This is a genomic window from Mesorhizobium dulcispinae, assembly GCF_033977345.1.
In the GTDB taxonomy this organism is placed as follows: domain Bacteria; phylum Pseudomonadota; class Alphaproteobacteria; order Rhizobiales; family Rhizobiaceae; genus Mesorhizobium; species Mesorhizobium dulcispinae.
In genome coordinates this window covers 169,724-182,220 of the sequence record NZ_JAVIIY010000003.1, presented here as the reverse complement: position 1 = coordinate 182,220, position 12,497 = coordinate 169,724, and the positions used below count along the sequence as shown (strand labels likewise).

Sequence of the window (12,497 nt, the reverse complement as noted above, 5' to 3'; positions counted from 1 at the left end):
TGTGATTCACGGCAGTTCTCCTTTGCGCCGGCGGCTCGGTGGGAAACTTGATCTGCCTCGACGGCTTATCGATGATCACCCACGCATCGTCCGGCGCGGGCCGCTGTAGCTTCTTCGCCTCCGACCACGGCCGCCGATCGCTTCGCCGAGGCTCGGCTTAAGTGCCGTGAACAGAGCGGTAACACACGGTAACGGATTAAGAATTTCGTAAGGAATCTCAAAGGGCTGGCCGAGTGCCAATTTAACCCGCCTTTAAACCGCCGCATCTACTCTGCAACCCGAGCGCCATCGGCACCGGGGACAGCAAGCACAGCGCATGGCGAACCGCAGAGACAGTCGCATCGAACCGAGCTTCGAGGGGTCGCCGCGGGCGAAATCCTCCGACGGCTTTTCGGTCAGCGAGGAGGATCGCGTCGTGCCGGGTAACCGTAAATCCACCGCAAAACGCAAATCCGCCAAGGCGAAGTCGCGCGGCCGGGGGCGTGATCGCAACCGGCGTGGGCTGGTTTCCATTTTCGGCCGGCTGCTCTACTGGTGCTTCGTGCTCTGCATCTGGGGCGGCATCGCGGTGGCGGGCGTCGTCGTCTATTACGGTGCCAAGATGCCGGCGGCGACGACATGGTCGATCCCCGACCGTGCGCCCAACATCAAGATCGTCTCGGTCGACGGGCAGCTCATCGCCAACAGGGGCATGAGCGGCGGCGAGGCCGTCGGCCTGCATGAAATGTCGCCCTATATCCCCGAAGCCGTGGTCGCCATCGAGGACCGGCGCTTCTATTCGCATTTCGGCATCGACCCCATTGGCCTCACGCGCGCCATGGTCACCAACGTTCTTGGCGGGCATTTCTCGCAGGGGGGCTCGACGCTGACGCAGCAGCTGGCCAAGAACCTGTTCCTGACGCCGGACCGCACGCTGGAGCGCAAGGTGCAGGAGGTGCTGCTCGCGCTCTGGCTGGAGCACAAGCACAGCAAGGACCAGATCCTCGAAATGTATCTCAACCGGGTCTATTTCGGCTCGGGCGCCTATGGCGTGGAAGCCGCCTCGCGGCGCTATTTCGGCAAGAGCGCGCGCGATGTCTCGCTTTCCGAGGCGGCGCTGCTCGCCGGCCTGCTCAAGGCGCCGTCGCGGCTCTCGCCGGCGCGCGATCCCAAGGCGGCGGAAGAGCGCGCGCAACTCGTGCTCGCCGCCATGCGCGAGGAAGGCAAGATCAGCGACAAGGAATACAAGGTGGCGCTGAGCGCGCCGGCGACGCGCGCGCCGTCCTACTGGACCGGCTCGGAGAACTACGTCGCCGACACGGTCATGGAAGAGCTTCCGGACCTGATCGGCGACGTGCGCGGCGACATCGTCATCGACACCACCGTTGATATCACCCTGCAGAAGCTTGCCGAGCAGTCGATCCGCCGGCTGATCGACGAGAGCGGCAAGAAGCTCAACGTCACGCAAGGGGCGCTGGTGTCGATCGACGATTCCGGCGCCGTGCGCGCCATGGTCGGCGGCTACGACTATTCGACCAGCCAGTTCGACCGCGCCTCGGAAGCGCGGCGCCAGCCCGGCTCGGCCTTCAAGCCGTTCGTCTACATGGCGGCGTTGGAGGCCGGCCGCACGCCGGACAGCGTGCGCAACGACGCGCCGATCAAAATCGGCAAATGGACGCCCGACAATTACGGCGGCAAATATTATGGCAAGGTGACGCTGGCGACCGCGCTGGCGAAGTCTCTGAACTCGGTGGCCGCGCAGCTCACCATGGAGGTCGGCCCCGACGCGGTGGTCGAGGCGGCGCACCGCATGGGCATCCAGTCCGAACTGCAGTCGAACACCTCGATTGCGCTCGGCACTTCCGAGGTGACGCCGCTCGAGCTGACAGCCGCCTATGTGCCTTTCGCCAATGGCGGCTACAAGCCGGACATCCATTTCATCCAGCGCATCACCACGGCCGGCGGCAAGGTGCTCTACGAGAACAATGGCGGCGGCGCGCCGCGCGTCCTCAAGGCCGATATCGTCGGCATGATGAATTCGATGATGACCGGCACGGTCGAGGTCGGAACCGCCAAGAAGGCGGCCTTCAACTGGCCGTCGGCCGGCAAGACCGGCACCAGCCAGAATTCGCGCGACGCCTGGTTCGTCGGCTACACCGCCAACCTCACCACCGGCGTGTGGTTCGGCAATGACGACGGCAGCGCGATGAAGAAGGTGACCGGCGGCGCCTTGCCGGCCCAGGCCTGGCACGAATTCATGGTCGCCGCGCATGAGGGCGTGCCGGTGCGGCCGCTGCCCGGCACCTGGAAGTCGACGCCATCCGATACTGTCGTGCCGGACGAGATACCCTCGGCGGATAACTCGCAGCCGCCGCCGACACCGCCGGCAGCCGTCGGCCAGTCGTCCGCGCCTGTCGCTCAAGCGCCCGCACGCCAGGCGCGTCCGGCCCAGACGGTCGATGCCGACGGCTTTGGCATGCCGAGCGACGGCGGCACCACCGCATCGGTCGGGCATCCGGTGCCGCCAGGCGACGTCGGCGGCCCGAAGAAGCGGCGGCAGACCTCGATACTCGATATCCTCAGCGGCGGCTGAACAACAACTCGCCTCTCGCAATGAATGGCGCCTTCGGCTACATGTCCGGCCGGAGATCAAGCCATGGCCGAGACAGACAGCAGAAAAACCATCGTGCTCACCGGCGCCAGCCGCGGCATCGGCCATGCGACGGTGAAGCGCTTTTCACGCGAGGGCTGGCGCGTCATCACCTGCTCGCGACAGGCCTTCGCCGAGGATTGTCCGTGGCCGGCCGGCCCTGAAGACCACATCAAGGTCGACCTCGCCGACCAGGAGGATGTCGGCATTGCTGTCTCGGAGATTCGCCACCGGCTGGAAGCGCATGGCGGACAGCTGCACGCGCTGGTCAACAATGCCGGCATCTCGCCGAAGCTCAAGGACGGCGGCCGGATGAACTCGATCGAGACGCCGATGCATGTCTGGCGCGATGTGTTCCAGGTCAATTTCTTCGCGCCGATCATGCTGGCGAGAGGCCTGTTCAAGGAACTGGCCGCGGCCAAGGGTTCGATCGTCAACGTCACCTCGATCGCCGGCACGCGCGTGCATCCGTTCGCCGGCACGGCCTACGCGACATCGAAAGCGGCACTGGGCTCGCTGACACGCGAGATGGCGCACGACTTCGGCCCGCACGGCATCCGCGTCAACGCGATCGCCCCGGGCGAGATCGACACCGCAATCCTTTCGCCCGGCACCGACAAGATCGTCGAGACGATCCCGCTCAGGCGCCTCGGCGCCACCTCGGAGGTCGCCGACATCATCTTCTTCCTGTGCTCGGGCCAGGCGTCCTACGTGACCGGCTCGGAAATCCACATCAACGGCGGCCAGCACGTGTGAGACGGCTGGCCACAGGCTAAGGCCTCATCCGGTCATGGTGAGAACGGCCTTGCCACTGATGCTGCGCTGCCGCAGCGCGTCCAAGGCTTGGCCGATGTCCGTCCACGGCAGGGTCAGGGCCACGCGGGTTTCCAGCCGGCCGGCCGCGACTAAGCCAAGCAGCGAGGCGATGTCGGCGCCAATGCCCGAGCCGGACGTATAGTACGCGAACGTCTGGAGCCTCGCTCCCTCGTGACCCGGAACGAACTGGCGGAACCCGACCGGCGTGAGTTCGCCGCTGCTCGAACCGAACATGACGATGGTTCCGCCAGGTGCGATGCGCTCGATCGCGTCGGCGAGGCTTTTGCCGCCGACCGATTCGGTGATCAGCGAGAATGGCCCGTCGGCCAGCTCGACCTGCTCGACGACCTGCTCGGCTCCCAGCCCACGCAGATCCTCGGCATGACGGGAGGCGGCGATCGCGGTCACCGAAGCGCCTAGCTCGCGGGCGATCTGGATCTGGAAACGGCCGACCGCGCCGCTTGCGCCGGTGATCAGAACCCGCCGACCGGCCAGATCATCACCGTGGCGCAAAGTCCTCAGCGCCGTCGTGCCGGCAACGGGGAGCGTGGCTGCGGAGGCGAAGCTGACGCCATCCGGCAGGATGGCGAGACGGTCGGTCGGAACGGCGACACGTTCGGCCCAGCCGGCCTGGTCGACCAAAGCCGCAACCCGGGTGCCGACGGCTGGCCCCGAGCCGTCGGCGGCCGGCCGTTCGACGACCCCGACGACGTCCTGGCCGGGTATCCAGCCGTCCGGACGTATGGCGAGCAGGCGCAACTCGCCGCGGTTCAACGAGGTTGCGCGGATCGAGACAAGCGCCTCGTTCGCGAGAAGCTGAGGTTCCTCGACTTCGGCGAGCCTCAGTCCGGCGGCGCTATCGTGAGACGTGACCAGGGCGAGCATGGGACCGTACCTCCTTGGCTGATTGTCGTGAGCGGCCTAACGACTTTCCCTTTTCAAGAATTCAGCTATTATGGCATTTAATCGCTAAAAACAGGCAATGATGAGACAACCGCTCCGCTGGCCGTGGCCGGATTTCGATGTCGATGACGTGCTTGCGCCGGCAATCGCCGTGCGCGTCGACGTGAGCGAGACCAGGGCGGAGGTGCCCGACCACTGGCACCGCAAGGGACAACTCGTCTTCGCGCTGGGAGGCGGTGTCACATGCCGTGTTCCGAGCGGCCTATGGATGGTGCCGCCGCATTGCGGTGTGTGGGTGCCAAGCACCATGAAGCACAGCAATATCGCCACCGCCAATGCCCGGATTTTCTTCGTCTATATCGAGCCCGGAGCTGCCGATCTGCCGGACCGGTGCTGCACGCTGTCGATCTCGCCGCTGCTGCGCGAGCTGATCGTCGAATTGTCGGACTGCGCGCCGGACGATGCGAGATGCGGTTTCCTGGGAAAGATTTTGCTCGCTGAACTGCCGCGCATGCCGGTGCAGCAACTGCATCTGCCGATTTCGTCCGAGCCACGCTTGCGGCGGATCGCTGAAGCGTTGGCCGAGGATCCGGCCGACCGCAGCACGCTCTCGGAATGGGCAAACCGGGTGGCGCTCAGCGAGAGCAGCCTGGCGCGCCTCGTCGTGAAGGAAACAGGGCTGACCTTCGGACGCTGGCGCCTGCAGCTGCATCTGATCGTCGCGCTGAGAGAACTGGCCTCGGGCGCCAGCGTGCAGCAGGTTTCGGGCGATCTCGGCTATGAATCCGTCACGGCCTTCATCACCATGTTCAAGAAGGCTCTGGGCAAGCCGCCGGCAAGATATCTCAGCGATATCGCGCAGCACGGCGGTTCCGCATTCTCGGCCTGATATCGATCAAGCAGGTTGCGATTTGACCTCGATGGCGGGCTCGACCGGGACCGTGGCTTTGCCCGTCACCACCTCGACGATGCCGCGCGCTATCTCGCGCTCGCCCATGACCACCGTGTCGGCGCCGAGACTTTTGAGATGCTCGACCTCGGCATCGGAATGGGCACGCGCAATGACGCTGATGCCGGGATTGGCGGCGCGGGCCCTGAGCACGACCTGCCCGGCTTCGAAAGCGTTCGGGATGGCAAGGATCAAGCGCTTCGCGCCTTCCGGATTGGCGGCGGAAAAGACCTCCTGGTTGGCGGCATTGCCGGCGACGGTTTCGATGCCGTCCGCCTTGAGCTTCGCCAGCGTCTTGTCTGCATCTTCTATAACCAGGAAGGGCAGGGCGGCTTCCTTCAGCGCCGCCCCGACGAGGCTGCCGACACGGCCATAGCCGATCAGGATGGAATGGCCGGTCTGCGTCGTCCGTGGCGGCGGGCCGTCCTCCTTCTCCGGAGCCGGCGCCACCGAAGCCACCTGGCCCGGCTCGGTCGCCGGGCCGATCGGCTTTACCTCTTCGGGAGCCTTGCCTGCGCGCTTTTCCAGCCACGGCTTCATCCAGTCGACGATGAGGAACATCAGCGGGTTGAGCAGGATCGACAGGATGGCACCAGCAAGGATCAGGTCGCGGCCCTGCTCCGGCAACAGCTTCAGCCCGACGCCGAGCTCGGCCAGGATGAAGGAGAATTCGCCGATCTGGGCGAGGCTGGCCGAAATCATCAGCGCCGTCGCGATCGGATAGCGGAAGGCGATGACGATGACGAAGGCGGCGAGCGACTTGCCAATGACGATGATGGCTAAAGTCGCCAGGATCGGCAGGCCGTTGCTGACCAGGCTGAACGGGTCGAACAGCATGCCGACCGAGACGAAGAACAGCACGGAAAAGGCGTCGCGCAGCGGCAGCGATTCCTCGGCCGCCCGGTGGCTGAGCTCGGACTCGCTCATGATCATGCCGGCGAAGAAGGCACCGAGCGCCAGCGAGACGCCGAACAGTTTCGCCGCGCCGAAGGCGACGCCGAGTGCGATGGCAAGCACGGAGAGCCGGAACAGCTCGCGCGAGCCGGTATGGGCGACATAGTGCAGGATCCAGGGGATGACCCGGCGGCCGACGACCAGCATGACGACGACGAAAGCGGCAACCTTGGCGAGCGTCATGCCGACGACGCCCCATATGCCGTAGCTGGCGGGCAGCGACAGCAGGCTCGCATGGTCGTCCGCCTGCGGCTGGCCGCCGAGCACGCCGGCAAGCGCCGGCAAAAGCACCAGCGCCAGCACCATGGCCAGATCCTCGACGATCAGCCAGCCGACGGCGATGCGGCCGCGTTCGGTCTCGATCAGCCGCCGCTCCTGCATGGCGCGCAGCAACACGACGGTCGAGGCGACGGAGAGCGCCAGGCCGAAGACAAGGCCGGCTCCCAACGACCATCCCAATAGCCAGGCCAGCCCGACGCCGAGCAGCGTGGCAAAGCCGATCTGCACGACAGCGCCCGGCACAGCGATCGCGCGAACCGACAAAAGGTCCTTCAGCGAGAAATGCAGGCCGACGCCGAACATCAGCAGGATGACGCCGATTTCGGCGAGTTCGTTGGCGAGCCCGGCATCAGCGACGAAGCCCGGCGTGTTCGGCCCGACCAGGACGCCGGCTACCAGATAGCCGACCAGCGGCGGGATGCGGAAACGGTTGGCCAATGCTCCGAAGACGAAGGCAAGCCCCAAACCGGCGACGATGGTGGCGATAAGGGGGGTGTCATGCGGCATTTGCTATGGAGCGCCTTTCGAAAATCTCGATGTCGGATGGGCGCCCGCCGAGGCTGTCGCCTTTCGCAATATGATGGAGCGGGCAGCGATGATGCAACCGCTGTCGCGTAGAAATCGGCGCCGAGGATGCCGCCGGAGGACGAAAATCGCAGTCGGCTTAGCGCCGTTCGGTCGAGCGGCATCGGCGCTCGGCGCTAAGCTCAATTCTCTCCGTCCGGCTCAGGCCGCCTGAAGCAGCTTCTCGATCTCGAAGATGGTGTGGTTGGTCAGCGTTTTCGGGATCTCCGCCTTCACCCTGTCGCAGACCTCCTTGTGCAGCTTCTGCCGCATCTCGCCCAACACTCTGGGGGGTGCGATCAGCACGACCTCGTCGAACTCGCCCTGGTGCGCAAGTTTGTAAAGCCGCTCCGCGATATCGTCGGCAAAGCGCTCCTTGCCGATACGGTGCCAGTCGGTCTCCTCGATAGCGCTGCGAGGCCCTTCGGCGTACCGGCCCGGTTTGTCGGTGCCCTGTTCGCGAGTGGCAGGATTTTCCTGCTCCATTTCCTGCACGACCTGCAGATTTGGATATTTGGTATCGCCCTCGTTGCGGAGGAAAAGCGCCTTCTCGCCGTCAGCCACGATGACCCAAAGATCGTGTTTCAGCCTGATGTTCATTGCGCTCCTCCTTTGCAGCTTTCGGGCCTGTCGACCGCGCTTCAGAATGCGATCTGTCGGCGGGGACGGGATCGCTAGCCAAACGTGCCGCCAAGCGTGATTGTTCCAGTCGGCGATGACTGCCCGATCATCTCTTGCACGGGCATCAACCGGCCGCCCCGCGAGCATACGGCTTTAATCTACTAACTTAGTAGAAATTGGAAAAAACTATTTTGCCATGCTGAGCGGGCGACGCTAAAAATTACGCTGGATCAGTGGGTGCCGGCGAGGTGTCTGGCCACCTCAACGCTGCAGCGTAGAATTTTTTTCTCCTGCCTTTCGCGGTTGCGAAAAAGCGATTGCCTGCCATCAAGGGATGCGCGAGTGCTTGCCTTCTGGTTTTTGCCGCGCCCGCATAAAACTGCCAGACTGTTGTTACAAGGCTTATCGCCATGTCGCCAACCAACGCCAAGCTCAACGCCTTCCCCGTCTTCATGCGGGTCGACGGCGAAGCCGTGGCCATCGTCGGCAATGGCGAGGAGGCGCTGGCCAAGGCGAGGCTGCTTGCGCAGTCGAGCGCTGCGCTGCGCATCATCGCGGACAATGCCGATCCCGAACTTCTGAGTTTCATCGCCACCGCCGGCGCCGTCCATGTCGATGCCGCCTATGATGCCGCGCAGCTCGAAGGGGTCGCCCTGGTGTTTGCCGCCAGCGGCGATGAGGCGCTCGACCGCCGCGTCGCCGAAGATGCCCGCACGCTGGGAATCCCGGTCAACGCCGTCGATCGGCCGGAGCTCTGCGATTTCTTCACCCCGGCGCTGGTCAATCGCGCACCGGTCGCCATCGCCATCGGCACCGAAGGCGCCGGCCCGGTGCTGGCACAGCTGCTGCGCGCCCGCATCGATCGCTTGCTGTCGCCTTCGCTCGGCCGGCTGGCCGCCCTGGCGGTGTCGTTCCGCATTGCTGCCGAGCGGCTGCCGAAGGGCAATCGCCGCCGCAGCTTCTGGAGCGATTTCTTCGCCGGCGCTCCGGCCAAGGCGGTTGAAGCCGGAGAGTTCGACAGGGCGCATAGGGCTGCGCTCGACCTTCTGGCTTCGCATGCGCCAGCGGCGGGCCATATCGCGCTGGTCGGCGCCGGTCCGGGCGCGGAAGACCTTTTGACGCTGCGCGCTCACCGCCTGCTGATGGAGGCCGACGCTATCGTCTATGACGCGCTGGTGCCGGAGGCGATCGTCGCCATGGGCCGCCGCGACGCCGAGCGCCTGCCCGTCGGCAAGCGCAAGGGCTGCCATTCCAAGAGCCAGGAAGAGATCAACGCGCTGCTCATCGAGCTTGGCCGCGCCGGCAAGCGCGTGGTGCGGCTGAAGTCCGGCGATCCGCTGGTGTTCGGCCGGGCCGGCGAGGAGATGGCCGCGCTGCGTGAAGCCGGCGTCGCCTACGAGGTGGTTCCAGGCGTCACTGCAGCCTTCGCCGCCGCTGCCGATTTCGAGCTGCCGCTGACGCTGCGTGGTGTGACCTCCTCGATGGTGTTCACCACCGGCCACGATCTCAAGGGCAACTCGCTGCCCGACTGGGCCAAGCTTGCCATCTCCGGCGCCACCGTCGCCGTCTATATGGGGCGCTCGGTGGCGGCCGAAGTCGCCGGCCGGCTGATCGAAGCCGGGCTGTCGCCGGATACTGCCGTCGCCGTCGTCGAGAATGCCAGCCTGGGCAATCGCCGCCGCTTCCACGGCACGCTGGCCGACCTGCCGTCGCTCGAAGCGCGCGTCGATCTCACCGGTCCGGTCATGACCATCATCGGCGACGCAGTCGCCGGCGCCAATTTCGAACGGTCCGAACCGCTCGCGACACACAGGCATGAAGGGGCCGCCGCCAGCACGGTGGCCGAAGGAGTACGGCAATGAAGGTTTTGACCGCGAACAGGCTCTCCGACGGCATCGCCGTCTGGTACGCCGATGGCGGCTGGGCGGAAACGGTCGGTCATGCCGACATCGCCCATGACAAGGCGGCGGAGGACCGGCTCGAAGCGGTCGGCGCCGCGGCCGCCGCCAACAATGAGGTGGTCGACGTCAATCTGATCGACGTCACCGTGGTCAATGGATTGGTCGAGCCGGTGCGGCTGCGCGAAAAAATCCGCGCCGCGGGTCCCACCATCCGTACCGACATCGGCAAGCAGGCGAGCCCGGCAGCGGCGCGCGCGGCATAAGTTCAAGGAAAGAGCGGGCGGACGCGCCCTGAAAGACGAAGCATGTACCGTTACGACGAGTTCGACCAAGATTTCGTTCACGCCCGTGTCGCCGAGTTCAGCGACCAGGTGCAGCGCCGGCTTGCCGGCGAGATCACCGAGGACCAGTTCCGGCCGCTGAGGCTGATGAACGGCGTCTATCTGCAATTGCATGCCTACATGCTGCGCATCGCCGTGCCCTACGGCACGCTGAACAGCCGGCAGTTGCGCATGCTCGGCCACATCGCCCGCAAATACGACAAGGGCTACGGCCACTTCACCACGCGCCAGAACATTCAGTTCAACTGGCCGGCGCTGTCCGACATTCCGGCGATCCTCGCCGACCTGGCGAGCGTCGAGATGCACGCCATCCAGACCAGCGGCAACTGCATCCGCAACGTCACCGCGGACCATTTCGCGGGTGCGGCCGCCGACGAGGTCGCCGATCCGCGTCCCTATGCGGAAATCCTGCGCCAATGGTCTTCGGTGCATCCGGAATTCTCGTTCCTGCCGCGCAAGTTCAAGATCGCGGTGACCGGCGCCGAGCGTGACCGCGCCGCCATCCAGACGCACGACATCGGCCTGCACCTGAAGAAGAATGCTGCCGGCGAGCTCGGCTTTGGCGTCTATGTCGGCGGCGGCCAGGGCCGCACGCCGATGGTGGCGAAGAAGATCCGCGACTTCCTGCCGGAAGCCGATCTGTTGTCCTACTGCACGGCGATCCTGCGCGTTTACAACCTCTATGGCCGCCGCGACAACAAGTACAAGGCGCGCATCAAGATCCTCGTCCACGAAACCGGCGTGGAGGAAATCACTCGCCAGATCGAGGCCGAATGGCAGGAGTTGAAGGACGCCGAGCTGAAGCTGCCGGAAGCCGATATCCAGGCGATCAACGCCTATTTCGCACCGCCGGCATTGCCGGACCGGCCGGAGGGCGATGCGCATGTGAAGCAGGCGCGGCTCGATTCCAAGAGTTTTTCGGAATGGCTCGACCAGAACGTGGTGACGCATCGACACCCCGATTATGCGGCGGTGACCATCTCGCTCAAGGGTATCGGCGAGGTGCCCGGCGACGCCACCGACAGCCAGATGGAAGCAGTTGCCGACATCGCCGAGAAATACGCCTTCGACGAGCTGCGCGTCAGCCATGAGCAGAACCTGATCCTGCCGCATGTGGCGCGCGCCGACCTCAAGGCGGTCTATGACGCGCTGGTCGAGATCGGCCTGGCGACCGCCAATTCCAACCTGATCAGCGACATCATCTCTTGCCCGGGCCTCGACTATTGCGCGCTGGCTACGGCGCGCTCCATTCCGGTGGCGCAGGAAATCTCGCGCCGCTTCGCCTCGCTGGAGCGGCAGCGCGAGATCGGCGAATTGAAGCTGAAGATCTCCGGCTGCATCAATGCCTGCGGCCACCACCATGTCGGCCACATCGGCATCCTCGGCGTCGAGAAGAAGGGCACCGAACTCTATCAGGTGACGCTCGGCGGCTCGGCCGACGAGAACACGTCGGTCGGCGAGATCATCGGCCGCGGCTTCTCCTCGGAGGAGATCACCGATGCCATCGAGCAGATCGTCGACACCTATCTCGGCCTTCGGCTCAATCCCGATGAACGTTTTATCGACGCATACCGCCGTGTCGGTCCCGCGCCGTTCAAGGAGGCGCTCTATGCTGGCGAAACCAAGGCCGCTTGACCGTATCGTAGACGTCGAGGCCGGCGTTGCCGCGGAAGCGGCAGGGCTCGACGCGCTACTCGGCCATCTGAAGCCGATCGAGATCATCGAGCGCTCGGCGCGCGAATTCTTCCGCGGCGAGGTCGCCGCCGTGTCGTCTTTCGGCGCTGATTCGGCGGTGCTCCTGCATATGATCGCCAAGATCGACCGCTCGCTGCCGGTGATCTTCCTCGACACCGGCAAGCATTTCGAGGAGACGCTCGGCTACCGTGACGCGCTGGTCGCCGATTTCGGCCTGACCGATGTCAGGGTGATCAAGCCGGAGGAAGCCGCGCTCGAACGCGTCGATCCGACAGGCAGGCTGCATGAAACCGACACCGATGCCTGCTGCAACGTGCGCAAGGTCGAGCCGCTGGCGCGGGGCGTCGAGCCGTTCCGCGCCTGGTTCACAGGGCGCAAGCGCTTCCAGGCTTCGACGCGCGCGGCACTCCCGGTCTTCGAGGCGGTCGGCTCGCGCATCCGCATCAATCCGCTGGCGCATTGGACGACATCGGACCAGGCCGACTACATGCGCGCGCATGCGCTGCGCGAAAATCCGCTGGTCGCCTATGGCTATCTCTCGATCGGCTGCTTCCCGTGCACGCAGCCGGTACAGCCTGGCGAGGACGCCCGCAGCGGCCGCTGGGCGGGGCACGCCAAGACCGAGTGCGGCATCCACCTGTCGGGGCTGGAGAAGTCGCTGACCGACGCATCCCTATAGGGTATGTTGATATTCAGGTGAGGCCGGCCTGCAAACGGCGGTTTCCTGCGCTTCCGGTGCTCCCGTACTTTGGTACGCTGCGCTCCGGTTCTCGGAAGCCACCGTTTTCGACTCGGCCTGACCTGAATCTCAACACACCCTGGGCGTTCTTTGAGCTTTAGGAATT

10 protein-coding genes are annotated in these 12,497 nt (G+C 65.2%); 7 read left to right on the top strand and 3 right to left on the bottom strand.

Features of this window, described 5'->3' with window-relative positions; all coding sequences use genetic code 11:
- The first annotated feature begins 316 nt into the window (after positions 1-316).
- Positions 317-2,572 (top strand): transglycosylase domain-containing protein, encoded by a 2,256-nt coding sequence (locus tag RFN30_RS08780; RefSeq protein ID WP_320261703.1) that lies wholly within the window; start codon positions 317-319, stop codon positions 2,570-2,572.
- A 63-nt stretch (positions 2,573-2,635) separates the two neighbouring features.
- Positions 2,636-3,385, top strand: a complete 750-nt coding sequence (locus tag RFN30_RS08775) for an SDR family NAD(P)-dependent oxidoreductase (RefSeq protein ID WP_320261702.1) — start codon at positions 2,636-2,638, stop codon at positions 3,383-3,385.
- Positions 3,386-3,409: 24 nt separating this feature from the next.
- Here the strand turns inward: RFN30_RS08775 and RFN30_RS08770 are convergent, their stop codons facing one another.
- Positions 3,410-4,330 (bottom strand): zinc-binding dehydrogenase, encoded by a 921-nt coding sequence (locus RFN30_RS08770; protein WP_320261701.1) that lies wholly within the window; start codon positions 4,328-4,330, stop codon positions 3,410-3,412.
- Between the two features lie 100 nt (positions 4,331-4,430).
- Here RFN30_RS08770 and RFN30_RS08765 point away from each other — a divergent pair, with 100 nt between their 5' ends.
- The gene (locus RFN30_RS08765) at positions 4,431-5,237 is read left to right on the top strand and encodes an AraC family transcriptional regulator (protein WP_320261700.1); all 807 of its coding nucleotides are present in this window, start codon (positions 4,431-4,433) and stop codon (positions 5,235-5,237) included.
- A gap of 6 nt (positions 5,238-5,243) precedes the next feature.
- Here RFN30_RS08765 and ybaL read toward each other — a convergent pair whose 3' ends face one another.
- Together ybaL and RFN30_RS08755 are read right to left on the bottom strand one after the other, a co-directional pair.
- Complete coding sequence (gene ybaL, locus RFN30_RS08760) at positions 5,244-7,037, bottom strand: YbaL family putative K(+) efflux transporter (RefSeq protein WP_320261699.1); 1,794 nt, start codon at positions 7,035-7,037, stop codon at positions 5,244-5,246.
- A gap of 219 nt (positions 7,038-7,256) precedes the next feature.
- Positions 7,257-7,694, bottom strand: coding sequence for a baeRF12 domain-containing protein (locus tag RFN30_RS08755; protein WP_320261698.1), 438 nt, complete (start codon positions 7,692-7,694; stop codon positions 7,257-7,259).
- A 431-nt stretch (positions 7,695-8,125) separates the two neighbouring features.
- Here RFN30_RS08755 and cysG point away from each other — a divergent pair, with 431 nt between their 5' ends.
- From cysG to RFN30_RS08735, 4 genes are read left to right on the top strand one after another with little or no spacing between them, the layout of a single operon-like run.
- The gene (cysG, locus tag RFN30_RS08750; RefSeq protein ID WP_320261697.1) at positions 8,126-9,577 is read left to right on the top strand and encodes a siroheme synthase CysG; all 1,452 of its coding nucleotides are present in this window, start codon (positions 8,126-8,128) and stop codon (positions 9,575-9,577) included.
- Complete coding sequence (locus RFN30_RS08745; RefSeq protein ID WP_320261696.1) at positions 9,574-9,879, top strand: DUF2849 domain-containing protein; 306 nt, start codon at positions 9,574-9,576, stop codon at positions 9,877-9,879. Before cysG ends, RFN30_RS08745 begins: the two co-directional genes overlap by 4 nt.
- Positions 9,880-9,921: 42 nt before the next feature.
- Positions 9,922-11,592 (top strand): nitrite/sulfite reductase, encoded by a 1,671-nt coding sequence (locus tag RFN30_RS08740; RefSeq protein WP_320261695.1) that lies wholly within the window; start codon positions 9,922-9,924, stop codon positions 11,590-11,592.
- On the top strand, positions 11,567-12,331 hold the full coding sequence (locus RFN30_RS08735) for a phosphoadenylyl-sulfate reductase (protein WP_320261694.1): 765 nt from the start codon (positions 11,567-11,569) through the stop codon (positions 12,329-12,331). Before RFN30_RS08740 ends, RFN30_RS08735 begins: the two co-directional genes overlap by 26 nt.
- Positions 12,332-12,497 lie beyond the last annotated feature (166 nt).

Coding starts and splice junctions, on each gene's coding strand:
- RFN30_RS08780 (WP_320261703.1), top strand. CDS start 317: ATGGCGAACCGCAGAGACAGTCGCATCGAACCGAGCTTCGAGGGGTCG.
- RFN30_RS08775 (WP_320261702.1), top strand. CDS start 2,636: ATGGCCGAGACAGACAGCAGAAAAACCATCGTGCTCACCGGCGCCAGC.
- RFN30_RS08770 (WP_320261701.1), bottom strand. CDS start 4,330: ATGCTCGCCCTGGTCACGTCTCACGATAGCGCCGCCGGACTGAGGCTC.
- RFN30_RS08765 (WP_320261700.1), top strand. CDS start 4,431: ATGAGACAACCGCTCCGCTGGCCGTGGCCGGATTTCGATGTCGATGAC.
- ybaL (WP_320261699.1), bottom strand. CDS start 7,037: ATGCCGCATGACACCCCCCTTATCGCCACCATCGTCGCCGGTTTGGGG.
- RFN30_RS08755 (WP_320261698.1), bottom strand. CDS start 7,694: ATGAACATCAGGCTGAAACACGATCTTTGGGTCATCGTGGCTGACGGC.
- cysG (WP_320261697.1), top strand. CDS start 8,126: ATGTCGCCAACCAACGCCAAGCTCAACGCCTTCCCCGTCTTCATGCGG.
- RFN30_RS08745 (WP_320261696.1), top strand. CDS start 9,574: ATGAAGGTTTTGACCGCGAACAGGCTCTCCGACGGCATCGCCGTCTGG.
- RFN30_RS08740 (WP_320261695.1), top strand. CDS start 9,922: ATGTACCGTTACGACGAGTTCGACCAAGATTTCGTTCACGCCCGTGTC.
- RFN30_RS08735 (WP_320261694.1), top strand. CDS start 11,567: ATGCTGGCGAAACCAAGGCCGCTTGACCGTATCGTAGACGTCGAGGCC.